Source organism: Pseudomonas baetica (assembly GCF_002813455.1).
Taxonomy (GTDB): domain Bacteria; phylum Pseudomonadota; class Gammaproteobacteria; order Pseudomonadales; family Pseudomonadaceae; genus Aquipseudomonas; species Aquipseudomonas baetica.
Genome location: NZ_PHHE01000001.1, coordinates 3,631,953 through 3,650,214 on the forward strand (window position 1 = coordinate 3,631,953; position 18,262 = coordinate 3,650,214).

General features: G+C 60.2%; 17 protein-coding genes and 1 pseudogene. 9 read left to right on the top strand and 9 right to left on the bottom strand.

Annotation, left to right across the window (positions count from 1 at the left end):
• Positions 1-6: 6 nt before the first annotated feature.
• The 3 genes and pseudogenes from ATI02_RS16500 to coaBC form a co-directional block, all read right to left on the bottom strand.
• Positions 7-1,383, bottom strand: a pseudogene (locus ATI02_RS16500) (phosphomannomutase/phosphoglucomutase); the annotation flags it as partial.
• Between the two features lie 330 nt (positions 1,384-1,713).
• Entirely contained in the window at positions 1,714-2,169 is a 456-nt protein-coding gene (dut, locus tag ATI02_RS16505) for a dUTP diphosphatase (protein ID WP_095049326.1), read from the bottom strand.
• A 5-nt stretch (positions 2,170-2,174) separates the two neighbouring features.
• The gene (gene coaBC / locus ATI02_RS16510; RefSeq protein WP_095187925.1) at positions 2,175-3,383 is read right to left on the bottom strand and encodes a bifunctional phosphopantothenoylcysteine decarboxylase/phosphopantothenate--cysteine ligase CoaBC; all 1,209 of its coding nucleotides are present in this window, start codon (positions 3,381-3,383) and stop codon (positions 2,175-2,177) included.
• A gap of 134 nt (positions 3,384-3,517) precedes the next feature.
• Between coaBC and radC the strand changes: the two genes are divergently transcribed.
• Positions 3,518-4,192: a RadC family protein gene (gene radC / locus ATI02_RS16515; RefSeq protein ID WP_095187926.1), complete on the top strand. Its 675-nt coding sequence runs from the start codon at positions 3,518-3,520 to the stop codon at positions 4,190-4,192.
• A gap of 130 nt (positions 4,193-4,322) precedes the next feature.
• On the opposite strand, the gene ATI02_RS16520 is transcribed toward radC, so the two are convergent.
• Positions 4,323-5,909 (bottom strand): ABC transporter substrate-binding protein, encoded by a 1,587-nt coding sequence (locus ATI02_RS16520; protein ID WP_100846815.1) that lies wholly within the window; start codon positions 5,907-5,909, stop codon positions 4,323-4,325.
• A 448-nt stretch (positions 5,910-6,357) separates the two neighbouring features.
• On the opposite strand from ATI02_RS16520, the gene rpmB reads away from it, so the two are divergent.
• The gene (gene rpmB / locus ATI02_RS16525) at positions 6,358-6,591 is read left to right on the top strand and encodes a 50S ribosomal protein L28 (RefSeq protein ID WP_007920377.1); all 234 of its coding nucleotides are present in this window, start codon (positions 6,358-6,360) and stop codon (positions 6,589-6,591) included.
• Between the two features lie 11 nt (positions 6,592-6,602).
• Positions 6,603-6,758 (top strand): 50S ribosomal protein L33, encoded by a 156-nt coding sequence (gene rpmG / locus ATI02_RS16530; protein WP_003177274.1) that lies wholly within the window; start codon positions 6,603-6,605, stop codon positions 6,756-6,758.
• Between the two features lie 179 nt (positions 6,759-6,937).
• On the opposite strand, the gene ATI02_RS16535 is transcribed toward rpmG, so the two are convergent.
• Complete coding sequence (locus ATI02_RS16535) at positions 6,938-7,300, bottom strand: cupin domain-containing protein (protein WP_100846816.1); 363 nt, start codon at positions 7,298-7,300, stop codon at positions 6,938-6,940.
• A gap of 237 nt (positions 7,301-7,537) precedes the next feature.
• Between ATI02_RS16535 and ATI02_RS16540 the strand changes: the two genes are divergently transcribed.
• Both ATI02_RS16540 and ATI02_RS16545 read left to right on the top strand, forming a co-directional pair.
• Positions 7,538-9,031 (top strand): aldehyde dehydrogenase, encoded by a 1,494-nt coding sequence (locus tag ATI02_RS16540; RefSeq protein WP_095187929.1) that lies wholly within the window; start codon positions 7,538-7,540, stop codon positions 9,029-9,031.
• Positions 9,032-9,218: 187 nt separating this feature from the next.
• Positions 9,219-10,364, top strand: a complete 1,146-nt coding sequence (locus tag ATI02_RS16545; protein ID WP_100846817.1) for an MFS transporter — start codon at positions 9,219-9,221, stop codon at positions 10,362-10,364.
• A gap of 115 nt (positions 10,365-10,479) precedes the next feature.
• On the opposite strand, the gene ATI02_RS16550 is transcribed toward ATI02_RS16545, so the two are convergent.
• Positions 10,480-12,048 (bottom strand): phospholipase D family protein, encoded by a 1,569-nt coding sequence (locus ATI02_RS16550; RefSeq protein ID WP_100846818.1) that lies wholly within the window; start codon positions 12,046-12,048, stop codon positions 10,480-10,482.
• A 60-nt stretch (positions 12,049-12,108) separates the two neighbouring features.
• Complete coding sequence (locus ATI02_RS16555) at positions 12,109-13,530, bottom strand: aminotransferase-like domain-containing protein (protein WP_100846819.1); 1,422 nt, start codon at positions 13,528-13,530, stop codon at positions 12,109-12,111.
• A 179-nt stretch (positions 13,531-13,709) separates the two neighbouring features.
• Between ATI02_RS16555 and ATI02_RS16560 the strand changes: the two genes are divergently transcribed.
• Entirely contained in the window at positions 13,710-13,955 is a 246-nt protein-coding gene (locus tag ATI02_RS16560) for a DUF1127 domain-containing protein (RefSeq protein ID WP_100846820.1), read from the top strand.
• Between the two features lie 98 nt (positions 13,956-14,053).
• Here ATI02_RS16560 and ATI02_RS16565 read toward each other — a convergent pair whose 3' ends face one another.
• Positions 14,054-15,364: an NAD(P)/FAD-dependent oxidoreductase gene (locus ATI02_RS16565; RefSeq protein WP_100846821.1), complete on the bottom strand. Its 1,311-nt coding sequence runs from the start codon at positions 15,362-15,364 to the stop codon at positions 14,054-14,056.
• A gap of 147 nt (positions 15,365-15,511) precedes the next feature.
• Here ATI02_RS16565 and ATI02_RS16570 point away from each other — a divergent pair, with 147 nt between their 5' ends.
• Positions 15,512-15,865, top strand: coding sequence for a YkgJ family cysteine cluster protein (locus ATI02_RS16570; protein ID WP_095187935.1), 354 nt, complete (start codon positions 15,512-15,514; stop codon positions 15,863-15,865).
• 118 nt (positions 15,866-15,983) lie between these two features.
• On the opposite strand, the gene ATI02_RS16575 is transcribed toward ATI02_RS16570, so the two are convergent.
• On the bottom strand, positions 15,984-16,472 hold the full coding sequence (locus ATI02_RS16575; protein WP_010465173.1) for an Lrp/AsnC ligand binding domain-containing protein: 489 nt from the start codon (positions 16,470-16,472) through the stop codon (positions 15,984-15,986).
• Between the two features lie 155 nt (positions 16,473-16,627).
• On the opposite strand from ATI02_RS16575, the gene dadA reads away from it, so the two are divergent.
• Together dadA and ATI02_RS16585 are read left to right on the top strand one after the other, a co-directional pair.
• The gene (gene dadA / locus ATI02_RS16580) at positions 16,628-17,932 is read left to right on the top strand and encodes a D-amino acid dehydrogenase (protein WP_095187936.1); all 1,305 of its coding nucleotides are present in this window, start codon (positions 16,628-16,630) and stop codon (positions 17,930-17,932) included.
• Complete coding sequence (locus tag ATI02_RS16585) at positions 17,904-18,257, top strand: RidA family protein (protein ID WP_042561737.1); 354 nt, start codon at positions 17,904-17,906, stop codon at positions 18,255-18,257. The genes dadA and ATI02_RS16585 overlap by 29 nt, the downstream gene beginning before the upstream one ends.
• Positions 18,258-18,262: the final 5 nt, after the last annotated feature.

The window sequence follows — 18,262 nt, forward strand, 5'->3', positions numbered from 1 at the left end:
GGTGGATCAGAACGGTAGTTGGAGATCAGGTGCAACGCGTTTCAGTTGGGCGTGGAATACATCCTTGATGCGTTGCAGTTCAGCCTCGTCATCGGCCTCGAAACGCAGCACCAGCACCGGTGTGGTGTTGGACGCGCGCACCAGGCCCCAGCCTTTGGCGTAATCGACACGCACGCCGTCGATGGTGGTCAGGTCAGCGCCTGCGCCCCACTGTGCGTCGTGCAGAGCATCAATGATGCTGAATTTGCTCTCTTCGGTCACATGGATATTGATTTCCGGCGTAGAAATATCGTTCGGGAAGGTCGCAAACAGCTCTTCTGCCGTGGATTTTTCCTTACTGAGAATCTCCAGCAGCCGGGCGGCGCTGTAGATGCCATCGTCGAAACCGAACCAGCGCTCCTTGAAGAAGATGTGCCCGCTCATTTCACCGGCCAACAGCGCGCCGGACTGTTTCATTTTCTTTTTGATCAACGAATGACCCGTCTTCCACATTAGCGGCCTGCCACCGTATTCCTTGATCAGCGGTATCAGGCGACGGGTGCATTTGACGTCGAAGATGATTTCCGCGTCTGGATTACGCGCCACCACGTCACGGGCGAACAACATCAGCAGGCGATCCGGATAGACGATGCTGCCGGTATTGGTCACTACGCCGACGCGGTCACCGTCGCCGTCGAAGGCCAGGCCGATGTCGGCGTTGGTTTCCTTGACCTTGGCGATGAGGTCGACGAGGTTTTCCGGTTTGCCCGGATCCGGGTGGTGATTGGGGAAGTTGCCGTCGACTTCGCAGAACAACGGAATGACTTCGCAGTTCAGCGCTTCGATCAGTTGCGGGGCGATCACGCCGGCCGCGCCGTTGCCGCAGTCGACCACGACTTTCAGGCGACTGGCCAGTTTGATGTCCTGGACGATTTCAGTGTTATAGCGATCGAGGATCTCGACCTCGGTAACGCTGCCCGTGCCGCTGCTCAGATTGTTGGTCTTGAGGCGTTCGTGCAGGGCCTGAATCTGTTCGTTGGCGAGGGTGTCGCCGGCGATCACGATCTTGAAGCCGTTGTAGTTCGACGGGTTGTGGCTGCCGGTGAGCATTACCCCGGACTTGCCGGCCAAAACGTTGGCGGCGTAATACAACGCAGGCGTTGGCACCAGACCGACATCGCTGACGTGGCAGCCGCTCTCGGCGATGCCACGAATCAGTTCTGCAACCAGTTCCGGGCCGGACAGGCGGCCGTCGCGACCGACAGAAACATTCGGTTCGCCCTGGGCCAGGCTCTGCGAGCCGATGGCGCGGCCAATCCAGTAAGCGGTTTCGGCATTGAGGAATTCCGGCACGGTGCCGCGAATGTCGTAGGCGCGGAAGATGCTGTCGGGCAGCTTCGGGGCGATCTTGGCTGGGGTGCTCATCTGCACAAATGCTCCATCTCGAAAGGGGCGGGACAGACCGACGAATCGTTCGACGGCAGGCTCAAACTGAAGGGTATGACGGCGTTTTCCACAGAGAGTTCGTGGTATGAAAGGGCCATGATGCCTCGGCTGGCGTGGCTTTCGTACGCCAAAACCTTGATTTACGGTGTTAAACCTTTCAGCTGATCTGCCTGAAATTTTCCCCTGTAGGAGCTGCCGCAGGCTGCGATCTTTTGATTTTTTTTTTGAAGAGTCAAGATCAAAAGATCGCAGCCTTCGGCAGCTCCTGCAGGGATGTTTCAGTGCCGATTATTTGGTGCCGGTATGGCCGAAACCGCCTGTGCCGCGCTCGGTCTCAACGAACTCTTCAACCATTTCGAAATGCGCCTGTACCACCGGCACTAGCACCAGTTGTGCCAAGCGCTCACCAACGGTCATGGTGAAATCGGTCTGGCCACGGTTCCAGCAAGACACCATCAGAGGGCCCTGGTAATCGGAGTCGATCAAACCGACGAGGTTACCCAGCACGATGCCGTGTTTGTGGCCCATGCCCGAGCGCGGCAGGATCAGCGCGGCAAGGTTCGGGTCGCCGATGTAAACCGACAGACCGGTAGGGATCAGCACGGTTTCACCCGGTTTGATCACGATGTCCTGATCCAGCATGGCGCGCAGGTCGAGGCCGGCGGAGCCTGGGGTGGCGTATTGCGGCAGCGGGAATTCGGTACCGATGCGTGGGTCGAGGATTTTGGCTTGCAAAGCGTGCATGTAAATTAAACCTGGTTCAGACGTTCGGCGATAAAAGTGACCAGTTGGCGAGCGATCTTGCTCTTGCTGGTCTGGGCGAAAACCGTGGCGTGCAGCTTACGGTCAATCACGCTGCAGGCGTTTTCTTCGCTGTTGAAACCGATGCTCGGGTTGGCGACGTCGTTGGCGACGATCAAATCGAGATTCTTGTCCTTCAGCTTGCGTGCAGCGTAGTCGAGCAGGTGTTCGGTCTCAGCGGCGAAGCCGACACTGAACGGACGGTCGGGACGGCTTGCGATGGTGGCCAGGATGTCCGGGTTACGCACCATTTGCAGGACGAAGCCGTCACCGCTCGTAGGATCTTTCTTGAGTTTTTGCGGGGCAACGACTTCTGGGCGGTAGTCCGCAACCGCTGCCGAGGCAATGAACACGTCGCAAGGGATCGCGGCTTCGCACGCGGCGAGCATGTCGCGGGCGCTGACCACGTCGATGCGCGTGACGCGATCCGGAGTCGGCAGGTGCACCGGGCCGCTGATCAGGGTGACGCGGGCGCCTGCTTCTACCGCGGCTTCGGCCAGGGCAAAGCCCATTTTTCCGGAACTGTGGTTAGTGATGTAGCGCACCGGGTCGATGTTTTCCTGGGTCGGGCCGGCGGTGATGACCACGTGTTTGCCGGTCAGCGCCTGACGCTGGAAGCACTCCGCCGCGCATTGCGCCAGATCGGTGGCTTCCATCATGCGGCCCATGCCGACGTCGCCGCAGGCCTGGCTACCCGAGGCCGGGCCGAAAGTTTTCAGGCCACGGCTTTCGAGGAGTTGCAGGTTGGCCTGGGTCGCCGGGTCACGCCACATTGCCTGGTTCATGGCTGGAGCGACTGCCACCACGGCGTCGGTGGCCAGCACCAGAGTGGTCAGCAAATCGTTGGCGATGCCTTGGGCCAGACGGGCGAGCAGGTCGGCGGTGGCCGGAGCGATCAACACCAGATCGGCCCATTTCGCCAGCTCGATGTGGCCCATCGCCGCTTCGGCGGCCGGGTCGAGCAAATCCAGGTGAACCGGGTGGCCGGACAGGGCCTGCATGGTCAGCGGGGTGATGAACTCGGCGCCGCCGTGGGTCATGACCACGCGCACTTCGGCACCCTGGTCGATCAGGCGACGAACCAGATCAGCGCTCTTGTAGGCCGCAATGCCGCCGCCGACGCCCAGAACGATGCGTTTCCGATACAGCCGCTGCATAGGTCTGCCTTTCATTTCGTTGATGACTGCAGTGCGACGCCCCCTCCCCAGGGATAAATCGACCGCCAAAAAGATGGGCTACGATATCACAGCGACCTCTACGGAACAGCGGCGCCCACAGACAAGGAATGTGTATGAGTATTCGCGATTGGCCCGCGGCGGAACGGCCGCGGGAGAAGCTACTTGAACACGGCTCGGGCAGTCTGTCCGATGCTGAATTGCTGGCGATCTTTCTTCGAACCGGGGTCACTGGGAAAAGCGCGGTGGATCTGGCGCGACACCTGTTGAATCAGTTCGGCAGCCTGCGCGCGCTGCTGGAGGCCGATCTGGTGGCGTTCAGCAAGCAATTGGGATTGGGGCCGGCAAAGTTTGCCCAGTTGCAGGCGGTGCTGGAGATGAGCCGTCGGCATCTGGCTGAGCGCATGCGTAAAAAACCGGCGCTGGAGAACCCGCAAGCGGTTCGGGATTATCTGAAATCCATGCTGCGTCATGAGCCGCACGAGGTGTTCGGTTGCCTGTTTCTCGACTCCAAGCATCAGGTTCTAATGTTCGAGGCGCTGTTTCGCGGTTCGATTGATAACACCAGTGTGCATCCCCGGGAAGTGGTGAAGCGGGCCTTGGCCAACAACGCGGCAGCCGTGATCCTCTGTCATAACCATCCGTCGGGCAATACCGATCCGAGCCAGGCGGATCGATTGCTCACCAAGCGGTTGCAGAAGGCTTTGGATCTGATTGATGTGCGGGTGCTGGATCACTTCATCATTGGCGATGGTGAGCCGTTGTCGATGGCGGAGTGTGGCTGGATGTAAATCTCAGGAAAACGCTAATCCCTGTGGGAGCTGGCTTGCCAGCGATAGCGGACTCATCGTCAACATTTGTGTTGAGTGTGCCGCCGTCATCGCTGGCAAGCCAGCTCCCACAGGTTCGGGGTTGTACCCGTTATTTCAGCGAGACCCTGGAGTAGTCCTGCCGGCCGAACGGGCTGACCGAATAACCCTGCACATCCTTGCGGGTCAGTGCGTACGCGGTTGGATGCGCCAGCGGCAGCCACAGCGCCTGCTGCTGAATCTGCGCCTGGGCCTGTTCGTACAGCTTGGTACGCACCCCTTGCTCGCTGGTGGTTTTGCCGGCACTGATCAGCTTGTCCAGATCGGCATTGCAGTAACGGGCGAAGTTGGTGCCGGACTTGACCGCGGCGCAGGAAAACTGCGGCGTCAGGAAGTTATCCGGGTCACCGTTGTCACCGGCCCAGCCCATGAACAGCAGGTCATGCTCGCCCGCCTTGGCGCGGCGGATCAACTCGCCCCACTCGATCACGCGGATCTCCGCCTGAATGCCGATTTCCGCCAGATCCGACTGCAGCATCTGCGCGCCGAGGCTCGGATTCGGGTTGAGCAGACTGCCGGACGGACGCGTCCAGATGGTGGTCTGGAAGCCGTCCTTCAAACCGGCCTTGGCCAGCAGTGCCTTGGCTTTCGCCACGTTGTGCGGGTAGCCCGACAGGTTTTTCGCATAGCTCCAGGTGTTCGGCGGGTAAGGGCCGTTGGCGGCTTCGGCGGTGTCTTCGAACACGGCTTTGATGTAGTTGGCCTTGTCGAAAGCCAGGTTGATGGCCTGACGCACTTCCGGCTTGTCCAGTGGCGGATGCTGGCTGTTGATGCCGACGAAAGCGGTCATGAAGGCGTCGGTCTTTTCAACTTTCAGTGTCGGCTCTTTCAACGCGGCCTGCACGTCCAGTGGTTTTGGCGACAGGGCGATCTGGCACTCGTTACGCCGCAGTTTTTGCAGGCGTACGTTGGCATCCGGGGTGATGGCGAAGATCAGCGGGTCCACCGATGGTTTGCCTGCGAAGTAATCCGGGTTGGCCTTGTAACGGATTGCGGCGTCTTTTTGGAAACGCGTGAACACGAACGGGCCGGTGCCGATCGGCTGATTGTTGAGCTTGTCGGTCGCGTTGGCCTTGAGCAGCTTGTCGGCGTACTCGGCGGAATAGACCGAGGCGAAACCCATGCTCAGGGTCGCCAGGAAGGTGGAGTCGGGGTGATCGAGGGTGAAGCGCACGGTCAACGGATCCAGCGCGTCGATTTTCTTGATCAACGCCGGTAGCTGCATTGACTGCGCGTGAGGGAAACCGCTCTGGGCGACTTTGTGCCATGGATTGGCTGGGTCGAGCATGCGGTCGAAGCTGAATTTGACGTCTTCGGCGGTCAGCTCGCGGCTTGGCTTGAAGTAATCGGTGGTGTGAAACTTCACCTGCGGGTGCAGTTTGAAGATATAAGTCAGGCCGTCAGTGCTGACTTCCCAACTGTCGGCCAGGCTCGGGACTACCTTGCCGCTGGCGGTGTCGAAATCCACCAGACGATTCATCAGCACATCGGCCGAGGCGTTGGTGGTGGTCAGCGAGTTGTATTGCACCACGTCGAACCCTTCCGGGCTGGCCTCGGTGCAGACACTCAGCGCGGCGGCCTGGGCCAGGGGGCTCAGCAGGAGCGGGGCGAGCAACAGGGGTAGGGCAGCGAGGCGCATGGTCGGTTTCCTTTTACAGATCGAAGGCCCATCTGCAAGTGCAGTCTGGAAAAGGCCTACCCTAGAGGGCGCGATTGCAAATGACTATCCCCTTTTTGCATTTTAAGGGCACAGTGATGGCCGTTTTTCAGATCGCGGTGCTTCGCAAAAAGTCTGAAACGCCTGCTTGGGCGACTTTCTGCGACGAGTGGTAAAAATCGATGCCGGCCTTTATCCAAAGCGTTCGCAGACCGAAAAAGCGCCTTTTTACCGATTGATTTCACACCGAATGTTGTTGCACCCCGGTCTTTCTGGTATAAAGCAGCGCTCTTTTCTAGGGGCCCGGTTCCTTCACTGTAGGTGTAGCCGGTAAGACCTCTAAAGAAACGCGGCGCCTGGCGCCAAATGACTGAGAGATTAAGCGGCCAACCCATGCCGGGTTGGGCATGTGGTTTTAGAGGGCTGAGGCATGTCGAGAGTATGTCAAGTTACCGGTAAGGGTCCGGTGACTGGGAATAACATTTCCCACGCAAACAACAAAACCCGTCGTCGTTTCCTGCCGAACCTGCAGCATCACCGCTTCTGGGTTGAAGAAGAGAAACGTTTCGTGCGTCTGCGCGTATCTGCCAAAGGCATGCGTATCATCGACAAGCGCGGCATCACTGTCGTGCTCGCCGAACTTCGCCGCGATGGCAAGATTTAAGGGAGCTAATCATGCGTGAATTGATTCGTTTGATCTCGAGCGCCGGTACTGGTCACTTCTACACTACCGACAAGAACAAGCGTACTACCCCGGACAAAATCGAGATCAAGAAATATGATCCGGTTGTTCGCAAGCACGTGATCTACAAGGAAGGCAAAATCAAGTAATTGATTTTTCCCGACTTACAGAAAAGGCCCGTATCTCACGATACGGGCCTTTTTTGTTGCCTCGGGTTTTGTGCTGACTATTGCGACGCTTTCGCGAGCAGGCTCGCTCCCACATTTGGCCGCATTTCATTGTGGGAGCGAGCCTGCTCGCGAAGAGGCCGGTAAAAGCAGCGAAGAACTCAGACCTTCTGTTCAAAGATCACATAGATCTTGCGGCAAGCTTCGAGCACTTCCCAAGTGCCACGAAACCCTGCCGGAATCACAAACCGATCCCCGACACGCAACGTCTTGGCATTGCCATCGCTGTCACGCAGTACCGAAACGCCCTGCAGAATCTCGCAATATTCATGCTCGGTGTAGTTCACCGTCCATTGGCCCACCGCACCTTCCCACACGCCAACGTTCATCTGCCCACAAGGACTGTCGTATTGATTGAACACCGCTTGCTCGGGATCGCCCTTGAGCACTTTGGCCGGGTCCGGGCGGTAGCGTTCGGCTTCACTCGTGGTCAGGCTGATGTCGACGACGTTCTGGATGTTCATTGTTGTTTTCTCCGGTGATGGCGGCGCTGTGGCTGGAAAGGGCCAAAGTCTATGTTTATTAAATTGAACACCGCAAGGCCGTATGGCGCGCTTATGTCAAATATATTGAAACAACCCCGGCCGCTGGTTTAGGGTGGCGGGTGCCTTGGGTCGAAAAGCAGGCTGGCCGGGCAGAATTCCTGAGGACGCTGGCGAATATCGCGCGGCGCTCGTATTCAACAAGAGGAGGACACTCAAATGACCACCCTGACTCGTGCCGACTGGGAACAACGCGCCCGCGATTTGAAGATCGAAGGCCGCGCTTACCTCAATGGCGAATACACCGACGCCGTCTCCGGTGAGACCTTCGAGTGCATCAGCCCGGTCGATGGCCGTCTGCTGGGCAAGATTGCCAGCTGTGACGCCGCCGACGCCCAGCGCGCCGTGGAAAACGCCCGCGCCACCTTCAATTCCGGCGTCTGGTCGCGCCTGGCGCCGACCAAACGCAAAGCCACCATGATCCGTTTCGCCGGTCTGCTCAAGCAGCACGCCGAAGAACTGGCCCTGCTCGAAACCCTCGACATGGGCAAGCCGATCAGCGATTCGCTGTACATCGACGTTCCGGGCGCGGCGCAAGCGCTGAGCTGGAGCGGTGAGGCGATCGACAAGATCTATGACGAAGTCGCGGCCACTCCACACGATCAACTGGGTCTGGTGACCCGTGAGCCAGTGGGCGTTGTCGGCGCCATCGTGCCATGGAACTTCCCGCTGATGATGGCCTGCTGGAAACTCGGCCCGGCCCTGTCGACCGGTAACTCGGTAATCCTCAAGCCATCGGAAAAATCCCCGCTGACTGCCATCCGCATTGCCGCGCTGGCCGTTGAAGCCGGTATTCCAAAAGGCGTGCTCAACGTGCTGCCGGGTTACGGCCATACCGTCGGCAAGGCGTTGGCACTGCACAACGATGTCGACACGCTGGTGTTCACCGGTTCGACCAAGATCGCCAAGCAACTGATGATCTACTCCGGCGAATCGAACATGAAGCGCGTGTGGCTGGAGGCCGGTGGCAAAAGCCCGAACATCGTCTTTGCCGATGCGCCGGATCTGCAAGCCGCAGCGGAGTCCGCCGCCAGCGCCATCGCCTTCAACCAGGGCGAAGTCTGCACCGCCGGTTCGCGTCTGCTGGTCGAACGTTCGATCAAAGACAAATTCCTGCCGATGGTGATCGAAGCGCTGAAAGCCTGGAAGCCCGGCAATCCGCTGGACCCGGCCACCAACGTCGGCGCGCTGGTGGATACCCAGCAGATGAACACCGTACTGTCGTACATCGAATCCGGGCATACCGATGGCGCCAAACTGGTTGCCGGCGGCAAGCGCATTTTGCAGGAAACGGGTGGTACCTACGTCGAGCCGACTATTTTCGACGGCGTGAGCAACGCGATGAAGATCGCTCAGGAGGAGATCTTCGGCCCGGTGCTGTCGGTCATCTCCTTTGATACCGCTGAAGAAGCGATCCAGATCGCCAACGACACACCTTACGGCCTGGCCGCTGCGGTGTGGACTCAGGACATCTCCAAGGCGCACCTGACCGCCAAGGCGTTGCGTGCCGGCAGCGTGTGGGTCAACCAGTACGACGGCGGCGACATGACCGCGCCGTTCGGTGGTTTCAAGCAGTCGGGCAACGGCCGCGACAAATCGCTGCACGCGTTCGACAAGTACACCGAGTTGAAGGCGACGTGGATCAAGCTGTAAGTCGTTAAGGGAGCCCGCTCTTTCCGGGCTTCCTGACGAAACAGTGATCCCCCTGTGGGAGCGGGCTTGCTCGCGAAAGCGGTGTATCAGTCAGCACATTTGCTGAATGTGAAGCCGGATTCGCGAGCAAGCCCGCTCCCACAATGGTTTTGTGGTGCACATAAAAATATCCACAGGAGCGTGGAACATGCGTTGGGCGACTTATTTCGCCGTGTTGTCGTCTGTCTTGAGTGTCGGCCTGGCCCTGGGGGTCAGCATGCCGCTGGTGTCGTTGCGTCTGGAGGGTTGGGGTTATGGCTCCTTCGCCATCGGCGTGATGGCGGCGATGCCGGCGATTGGCGTGCTGTTGGGTGCGAAGATTGCCAGCCATCTGGCGGCGTATTTCGGCACGGCGAATCTGATGCGTCTGTGTCTATGGGCCGGAGCACTATCGATCGGCTTGCTGGCGCTGTTACCGAGCTATCCGGTCTGGTTGCTGCTGCGCCTGATGATCGGGGTGATCCTGACCATCGTCTTCATCCTCGGCGAGAGCTGGATCAATCAACTGGTGGTCGAGCAGTGGCGCGGCCGGCTGGTGGCGCTGTATGGCAGCAGTTACGCGTTGAGCCAACTGTCTGGTCCGTTGCTGTTGGGCGCGCTGGGTACCGAGCATGATTACGGCTTCTGGGTTGGCGTGGTGCTGCTGACCATTTCGCCCTTGCTCCTTGTGGGCCGCAGCGGTGCGCCGAGCAGTGAAGCGAGCAGCGTGACCTTCCGCGACCTTTGGGCCTTCGCTTGCGCGCTGCCGGCGATTGCCTGGGCGGTGTCATTGTTTGCCGCATTTGAGGCGATGATCCTCATGCTGCTCCCGGTGTACTGCCTGCAACAGGGTTTTACGGCGGAGATCGCCTTGGCGATGGTCAGCACCGTGGTGGTCGGGGATGCGTTGCTGCAACTGCCAATTGGTGCATTGGCCGACTATCTGTCACGACGCACGTTGTTCACCGGTTGCGCGGTGGTGTTGATGCTGTCGAGCCTGGCGATTCCCATGCTGATCGATACCTTGCTGATCTGGCCGTTGTGGGTGTTGTTTGGCGCCAGTGCCGGTGGCTTGTTCACCTTGTCGCTGATCCTGATTGGCGAGCGTTATCGCGACGATGCGCTGGTGCGGGCCAATGCGCATATTGCGCAGTTGTGGGGTGTGGGCTGTCTGGTCGGGCCGTTGGCAGCGGGGGCGGGCAGTCAGTGGATCAGCGGGCATGCGTTGCCGCTGTTGATGGCGATTGGAGCGTTTGGGTTAGTGCTGCTGCTTTTGCGCCAGGGTGCGTTTGGCCCGGTGACCGAGCCTGCCTGAGAATGTTTTTGTGGGAGCGGGCTTGCTCGCGAATACGGTTTCACATCCAGCAAATTTGCCGACTGATACTCCGCTTTCGTGAGCAAGCCCACTCCCACAATGGATCTGTGTCTGATTACAACATTCGCTCAAGCCCGACAGTGGTGCTGAACCAGGCATTGAAGCGGCGCCACCAGCTCCCCGGCTCCTTGGTCAGCGTATGCATCTCGCCATTGTCCTCGGTTTTCCAGACGATCTGCCCGTTCTCAAGCTTCGCCTCATAGCTAAGCGCCGGCGCCATGCCTTGCAGGGCCAGTTCGCGCACATGCTCGGCCAGCTCCGGGCTGTCCACCAATACCCCGACTTCGGTGTTCCAGAGCACCGAGCGCGGGTCGAAATTGAATGAGCCGATAAACGATTTCTGCCGGTCGAAGATCATCGCTTTGCTGTGCAGGCTGGAATCCGAGCCGCGAAACGACTTGCTGTAAAAAATATGCGGGCCGCTCCCACCACCGTCACCGGGCTGGCGGCGCAGTTCGAACAGTTTGACCCCGTGCTCCAGCAACGCCTTGCGATACGGCGCATAACCGCCGTGCACTGCCGGCACATCGGTGGCTTCCAGCGAGTTGGTCAGCAGGTTCACCGATACGCCGGCGTCAGCGTGCCCGGTCAGGTACACCAGCCCCGGCTGGCCCGGCACGAAGTAGGCCGAAATCATGATCAGCTCTTTGCTGACGCCCGTGAGTTCCGGCGCCAGTTGCGTGGTCAGCAGCAATTGCGGGTCCGGCTCACCCTTGGCCAGCACCTTGCTCGGCGCGTCCCACAGCGCCTGACTCCAGGCCCAGATCAGCTCTTTGCGCCAGATGTCCATCCGCGGTTCGGTTTTGAAGGTCATCAACTGCTGATACAGCACGTGATTCTGCTTGCGGGTTTCTTCCAGCGATTCTTCCAGGCGCGTGCGGGTGTTCTGCAAGTCCTTGGCCGAGGGTTCGCTGGAGAGAAATTCTTCGATGGGTTTGCTCAGGGCGCTGTTCCAGTACTGGTCGAAGCTATGCCCGAGCTGCTCGGCCACAGGTCCCACGCTGAGCATGTCGATGTCGGTGAAATTCAGGTTCGGCTCGGCATCGAAATACTCGTCGCCCAGATTGCGCCCACCAACGATGGCCACGCTGTTGTCCGCCAGCCACAGCTTGTTGTGCATGCGCCGATGTTGCAGCGACAGATTGAGCAGGCGTCCGGCAGCCCGGGTCACGCCCGTGCTGCGGCCAAGATGCAGCGGGTTGAACAGGCGGATCTGGATCTGCGGATGCGCCGCCAGCGTGGCGATGATCTGGTCGAGGCCGTCGCTGGTGGTGTCGTCGAGCAGGATGCGCACGCGCACGCCACGGTCGGCAGCCTTGAGCAATTCCTCCACCAGCATTCGCGTGCTGACGCCGTCGTGGACGATGTAGTACTGCAAATCGAGGCTGCTCTGCGCATTGCGGATCAGCTCGGCGCGGGCGGTGAACGCCTCGGTGCTGTTAGACAACAGGCGGAAACCGGAACGGCCCTGATACGGCGCCGCTTGAGCCTGGATCGAACGCCCGAAGCTGGAGCCGGACGCCGGCAGCGCCTGACTCGGTTCGCGCGGCACATCAAGGCTGGCGCAACCGCTCAGGAGCGAAGCGAGCATCAGCAAAGCGAGTAGGGGCTGTCTGAAGCTCACGTGGGATCGTTCCGGTCGGCGGCAAAAGTCGGTATATGGACGCTGGTCAATCGAAAAAGGTCAGTCGGCTTCGGCCAGCAGTTTGATTGCTGCCGCGCCGACCTTGCGTACCGCCTCTTCGATCTGCGGTGTCGGTTTGGCAGCGTAGTTCATCCGCAGGCAATTGCGGTACTTGCCCGAGGCGGAAAAGATGCTGCCAACGGCAATCTGGACGCCTTGGTCGTGCAGCGCACGGTTCAGTTTCAGGGTGTCGAACCCTTCCGGCAGTTCGACCCACAGCATGAAGCTGCCTTGTGGGCGGCTGGCGCGGGTGCCGGCGGGGAAGTAGCGCGTGACCCAGTCGATCATCATGTCGCGATTGCGCTGGTATTGCGTGCGCATCCGCCGTAAATGGGGTTCGAAGTGGCCGGACTTGATAAATTCGGCGATGGCGATTTGCGGTTGCGGCGCGGTGGAGCCAGTGCTGATGTATTTCATGTGCAGCACCCGTTCCAGATACCGCCCCGGTGCGACCCAACCGATGCGCAGGCCTGGGGCCAAAGTCTTGGAAAACGAACTGCACAACAACACGCGGCCATCTTCGTCGAAGGATTTGATCGTGCGCGGACGCGGATAGGTGTAAGCCAGTTCGCCATACACATCGTCTTCGATGATCGCCACGTCGAAGCGCTGAGCCAGGTTGAGCAGGGCGCGTTTGCGCGACTCCGGCATGATGTAGCCCAGCGGATTGTTGCAGTTGGGCGTGAGCTGGATGACCTTGATCGGCCACTGTTCCAGCGCCAGTTCCAGGGCTTCGAGGCTGATGCCGGTGAGCGGATCGGTGGGGATTTCCAGGGCTTTCATACCCAGCCCCTTGAGGGTCTGCATGGCGCCGTGAAAGCTCGGTGAATCCACCGCGACGATGTCGCCGGGCTCACAGATGGCGTGGATGCTGGTTGACAGTGCTTCGTGGCAACCGGTGGTGACGACGAGGTCGCTGGCGCTCAACTGGCATCCGGAATCGAGCATCAGCCGGGCGATCTGTTCGCGCAGTTCGAGGGTGCCATGGATGTTGTCGTAATACAGGCCGGGCATGTCCTGGCGGCGGCTAATCCGCGCCAGCCCGCGCAGCAGCGGTTTCATGGTTGGCGAGGTGACGTCGGGCATGCCGCGACCGAGTTGCACTACATCCTTGCGCGGCACCGCGCGAATCAGCTCCAGCACCTGATCCCACTGCGAAATCTCCACCGGTCGCTGCGCCGGGCGCCCGACTGCAGGCAGCTCCGGCAGCTCGCGCCCAACCGGCACAAAGTAGCCGGACTTGGGCTTCGGCGTGGCCAGCCCGCTGTCTTCCAGCACGCGATAGGCCTGCTGCACCGTGCTGAGACTGACACCATGTTCTACGCTCAAGGCACGCACCGACGGCAGTCTGTCACCTGGACGATAGAAGCCTTGTTCGATGCGCGTGCCGAGCAGTTCGGCGAGGTTCACATAAAGCGTCATGGCACTGCCTCGATGCTGATGATTCGAAAAACCAGTACAGATGCGGGGTAAATCGACAATTCAGTGGCATTAACAGCAAATCTGTATGGAGTTAATACAGGTTGGTTGAATCTGTAATGCTTTTGCCGACCCGCGCATCATGGAATCTCTGGCTACCCAAGTAAACAGGAGCGATAAAAATGAACGGCTTGAGCGATGTGCGGCTGACGTTACACAGTCAGGAACTGGCGGCGGGACAGGAGGACAGTGCGTGGAATGCGGCCATGCGCAACGCGCCGTCCGACCTCAGTCGCTGGGGCCTGTTCTGGCATCGTCTGCACACGCGCAAGGCATTGCTCGGTTTGACGTCCGAGCAGCTCAAGGATGTCGGGCTGACACGGGAGCAGGCGCTGGAGGAGGGGTTGAAACCGTTCTGGCGGATCTGAAATCCATTCGCGAGCGGGCTCGCTCCCACAGGGAAAGGCATTCCATATGTGGGAGCGAGCCTGCTCGCGAAGGCGTCATTAAACGCGGCACATATCCATCAGATCAGCTCTTTGAGGCGATGCCACAACATCCCCAGCGCCAGCAGCGGCGAGCGCAAATGCTTGCCGCCCGGGAAGGTGATGTGCGGCACTTTGGCGAACAGATCAAAGCCTCCGCTGTGCTGCCCGCTGATCGCCTCGGCGAGCAACTTGCCCGCCAGGTGCGTGGCATTCACCCCGTGCCCGGAATACGCCTGGGCGTAATACACATTCGGCTGCTCATTGAGTCGGCCGATCTGCGGCAGGCGGTTGGCGCCGATGCCGATCATCCCGCCCCACTGATAATCGATCTTCATCCCTGCCAGTTGCGGAAAGACTTCAAGCATCTTCGGCTGCATGTACGCCGCGATGTCCTTTGGATCGCGCCCCGAATAATGGCAGGCGCCGCCGAACAGCAAACGCCGATCCGCCGAGAGCCGATAGTAATCCAGCGCCACCCGTTGGTCGCAGACCGCCATGTTTTGCGGCAGCAGGTTATGCGCCTGCTCTTCACTCAGCGGTTCGGTAGCGATGATGTAGCTGCCGGCGGGCAGGACTTTGCCGCTGAGCTGTGGGTTGAGGTCGTTGAGGTAGGCGTTGCAACCGAGCACCAGGGTTTTCGCACGTACCGAGCCTTGCGCGGTATGGACCTTCACTTCGGGGCCGTAGTCGATGCGGGTCACCGCCGATTGCTCGAACAGCTTCACGCCCAGTTGCTGCGCCGCCGCCGCTTCACCCAAGGCGAGATTCAACGGATGCAGATGCCCGGAGCCCATGTCGATCAGCCCGCCGACGTAGCGTTTGGAGCCGACCACGGTGTGCATTTCATTGGCTTGCAGCAAGCGGGTTTCGTAGCGGTAACCGAGGCCGCGCAGTTCTTCGGCATCTTCGGCAAACCCTTCAAGGTCCGCAGGTTTGTTGGCGAGGTCGCAATAGCCCCAGGTCAGATCGCAGGCAATCTGGAATCGCTCGATGCGTTGGCGAACGATTTCCACGGCCTCCAGGCCCATGAGTTTCATCTGCCGCACGCCGTCGGCGCCGATTACATGGGTGAATTGATCGAGGCCATGACCGACCCCACGAATCAACTGCCCACCATTACGCCCGCTGGCGCCCCAACCGATCTTGTGCGCTTCCAGCAACACCACGCTGAGACCGCGCTCGGCCAGTTCCAGCGCAGTGTTCAGCCCCGAGAACCCGCCGCCAACCACGCACACGTCGGCAATCACTTCACCTTGCAGTGCCGGGTGGTCGGGCTGCGGCAAGCTGCTGGCGGCGTAGTAAGAGGCAACGTGAGGTTGGCTCGCGGTGGTTTGGGCGCGGGCAGTCATGGGCGTCATCCAACGGCTAAGTGTCGAGAAAATTTGACGGAGGATAAGCCGCACGCGCGAACTCGGGCAACACTGGTCGGTCTGCGGTGTCTGGATCTTGGCTTTTGCGGCACAATTGCGGCCTATTTCACCTTGGTCACCGCTTCGATGAGCTGCAACAGCGAGAAAATCCGCACCCTGCGCCAGCAGATCCCCACGTTCGACTGTGTGCCGGGCTGTCACGACTGCTGCGGGCCGGTGACCACCTCGCCCGAAGAGATGGCGCGCCTGCCGCGCAAGACCCGCGCCGAGCAGGACGCGGCGATGGAAGAGCTGAACTGTGTGCACCTGGGGCCCAATGGCTGCACGGTGTATGGCGAGCGGCCGCTGATCTGCCGGCTGTTCGGCACGACGAAGACCTTGCCTTGCCCGAATGGGCGGGGGCCGGTGGAGCTGATTCATCCGAAGGTGGAGAAGCAGATTTTCGAGTACATGGCGGCAAATCGGCAGGTGTTGGTTTAACGGCTTCACCCGGAATCGAGTCGACGCCTTCGCGAGCAAGCCCGCTCCCACAGGTGAATGCATTCCAAATGTGGGAGCGGGCTTGCTCGCGAAGAGGCCCGCTCAGACAGCACAAATATCAATCCGGAATCGGCAGGCAGAGGCTCTCTTTTACCTCTTCCATCACGATATAACTCTTCGACTCACGCACATGCGGCAGTTTCAACAGAATGTCGCCCAGCAGCTTGCGGTACGAGGCCATCTCGGAAATCCGCGCCTTCACCAGATAGTCGAAATCCCCTGACACCAGATGGCACTCCAGCACATGCGGCAGTTTCAGCACCGCGCGTCGGAACTCTTCGAAAGTGTCGCCGGATTTGTAGTCGAGGCTGATCTCGACAAATACCAAGAGACTACCCTTCAAGTGCTGCGGATTGAGACGGGCGTTGTAGCCCATGATGATCCCCTCTCGCTCGAGCCTGCGTACCCGCTCGGTACACGGCGTGGTGGAGAGGCCGACTTTCTCCCCGAGTTCGGTGAAGGAAATCCGCCCGTCCGCCTGCAGGATCCGCAAGATGTTGCGGTCGATCTTGTCCAGCTCACGTTTGGTCTGAGTGTTGGTACGCATAGGGGATGCGCCTCCGTGAAAAGGGTTTTTGCCGAGAATTGTCGCCAAATATAGGCGCTTATATAGTGAAAAGCACTGGCATTTATTTTTTACACTGCGCGCATCATTGCTCTAACAACAGACGTACGCGGCACCGCCGCGATGAGGGATACAACATGCGCGTAATGGTCTTGGGTAGCGGCGTCATCGGTACCGCCAGTGCTTACTATCTGGCCCGTGCCGGGTTTGAAGTGGTGGTGGTCGACCGGCAGCCAGCTGCGGCCATGGAGACCAGTTTCGCCAACGCCGGCCAGGTCTCGCCGGGCTATGCCTCGCCGTGGGCTGCGCCGGGCGTGCCGCTGAAGGCGATCAAGTGGCTGCTGCAACGCCACGCCCCTCTCGCGATCAAAGCTACCGCCGACATCGACCAGTACCTGTGGATGGCGCAGATGCTGCGCAACTGCACCGCCAGCCGTTATGCGGTGAACAAGGAGCGCATGGTGCGTCTGTCCGAGTACAGCCGCGACTGCCTCGACGAACTGCGCGCCGAAACCGGTATCGCCTACGAAGGCCGCAGCCTCGGTACCACTCAGTTGTTCCGCACTCAGGCGCAACTGGATAACGCCGCCAAGGACATCGCCGTCCTGAAGGAATCCGGCGTGCCGTTTGAAGTCCTCGACCGCGCCGGCATCGCCCGCGTCGAGCCAGCCCTGGCTGGCGTGACCGACATTCTCGCCGGTGCCCTGCGCCTGCCGAACGACCAGACCGGCGACTGCCAGATCTTCACCACCCGTCTCGCCGAAATGGCGGTGAAACTGGGCGTGGAATTCCGTTTCGGCCAGGACATCCAGAAGCTCGACTTCGCCGGTGATCGCATCAACGGCGTGTGGATCGACGGCAAGCTGGAGACCGCCGACCGCTACGTGCTGGCCCTCGGCAGCTACTCGCCGCAACTGCTCAAGCCGCTGGGCATCAAGGCCCCGGTGTACCCGCTCAAGGGCTACTCGCTGACTGTGCCGATCACCAACCCGGCGATGGCCCCGACTTCGACCATTCTCGACGAGACCTACAAGGTCGCGATCACCCGTTTCGACAACCGCATCCGCGTCGGCGGCATGGCCGAGATCGCCGGTTTTGACCTGTCGCTGAACCCGCGTCGACGCGAAACCCTGGAGATGATCGTCAACGACCTTTATCCTCAGGGCGGCAATCTGGCCGAGGCAAGCTTCTGGACCGGCCTGCGTCCGACTACGCCGGACGGCACGCCGATCGTTGGCGCCACGCCGTTCAAGAACCTGTTCCTCAACACCGGTCACGGCACGCTCGGTTGGACCATGGCGTGTGGTTCCGGTCGTTTGCTGGCCGATCTGATGGCGAAGAAAAAGCCGCAGATCAGTGCTGAAGGCCTCGATATTTCCCGTTACGGCAACAAGCCACAGGAGTCCGCAAAACATGGCAATCCAGCGCCAGCTCACCAATGAGCGCATGAGTCAGATCGTCAGCCACAACGGCACCGTGTATCTGGCCGGGCAGGTCGGCGACGACTTCGACGCCGGGATTGAACAGCAGACCCGCGAGGTACTCGCCAATATCGAGCGCTTGCTCGATCTGGCCGGGACCGACAAACAGCATCTGCTGTCGGCAACGATCTACCTGAATGACATCGAGGCGCACTTTGCAGGGATGAATTCGGTGTGGGACCAATGGCTGCCCAAAGGCGCTGCCCCGGCCCGTGCCACCGTCGAAGCGAAGATGGCCAAGCCGAGCATCCTGGTCGAGATCTCCATCGTCGCTGCGCTGCCGTAACACGT

Bases quoted from the DNA above. Each gene is read 5' to 3' on its own strand.
- rpmG (WP_003177274.1), top strand. From the start codon at position 6,603: ATGCGTGAATTGATTCGTTTGATCTCGAGCGCCGGTACTGGTCACTTC.
- ATI02_RS16575 (WP_010465173.1), bottom strand. From the start codon at position 16,472: ATGCGTACCAACACTCAGACCAAACGTGAGCTGGACAAGATCGACCGC.
- ATI02_RS16545 (WP_100846817.1), top strand. From the start codon at position 9,219: ATGCGTTGGGCGACTTATTTCGCCGTGTTGTCGTCTGTCTTGAGTGTC.
- ATI02_RS16560 (WP_100846820.1), top strand. From the start codon at position 13,710: ATGAACGGCTTGAGCGATGTGCGGCTGACGTTACACAGTCAGGAACTG.
- ATI02_RS16570 (WP_095187935.1), top strand. From the start codon at position 15,512: ATGAGCTGCAACAGCGAGAAAATCCGCACCCTGCGCCAGCAGATCCCC.
- dadA (WP_095187936.1), top strand. From the start codon at position 16,628: ATGCGCGTAATGGTCTTGGGTAGCGGCGTCATCGGTACCGCCAGTGCT.
- ATI02_RS16565 (WP_100846821.1), bottom strand. From the start codon at position 15,364: ATGACTGCCCGCGCCCAAACCACCGCGAGCCAACCTCACGTTGCCTCT.
- ATI02_RS16535 (WP_100846816.1), bottom strand. From the start codon at position 7,300: ATGAACATCCAGAACGTCGTCGACATCAGCCTGACCACGAGTGAAGCC.
- rpmB (WP_007920377.1), top strand. From the start codon at position 6,358: ATGTCGAGAGTATGTCAAGTTACCGGTAAGGGTCCGGTGACTGGGAAT.
- ATI02_RS16540 (WP_095187929.1), top strand. From the start codon at position 7,538: ATGACCACCCTGACTCGTGCCGACTGGGAACAACGCGCCCGCGATTTG.
- ATI02_RS16520 (WP_100846815.1), bottom strand. From the start codon at position 5,909: ATGCGCCTCGCTGCCCTACCCCTGTTGCTCGCCCCGCTCCTGCTGAGC.
- coaBC (WP_095187925.1), bottom strand. From the start codon at position 3,383: ATGCAGCGGCTGTATCGGAAACGCATCGTTCTGGGCGTCGGCGGCGGC.
- radC (WP_095187926.1), top strand. From the start codon at position 3,518: ATGAGTATTCGCGATTGGCCCGCGGCGGAACGGCCGCGGGAGAAGCTA.
- ATI02_RS16555 (WP_100846819.1), bottom strand. From the start codon at position 13,530: ATGACGCTTTATGTGAACCTCGCCGAACTGCTCGGCACGCGCATCGAA.
- dut (WP_095049326.1), bottom strand. From the start codon at position 2,169: ATGCACGCTTTGCAAGCCAAAATCCTCGACCCACGCATCGGTACCGAA.
- ATI02_RS16585 (WP_042561737.1), top strand. From the start codon at position 17,904: ATGGCAATCCAGCGCCAGCTCACCAATGAGCGCATGAGTCAGATCGTC.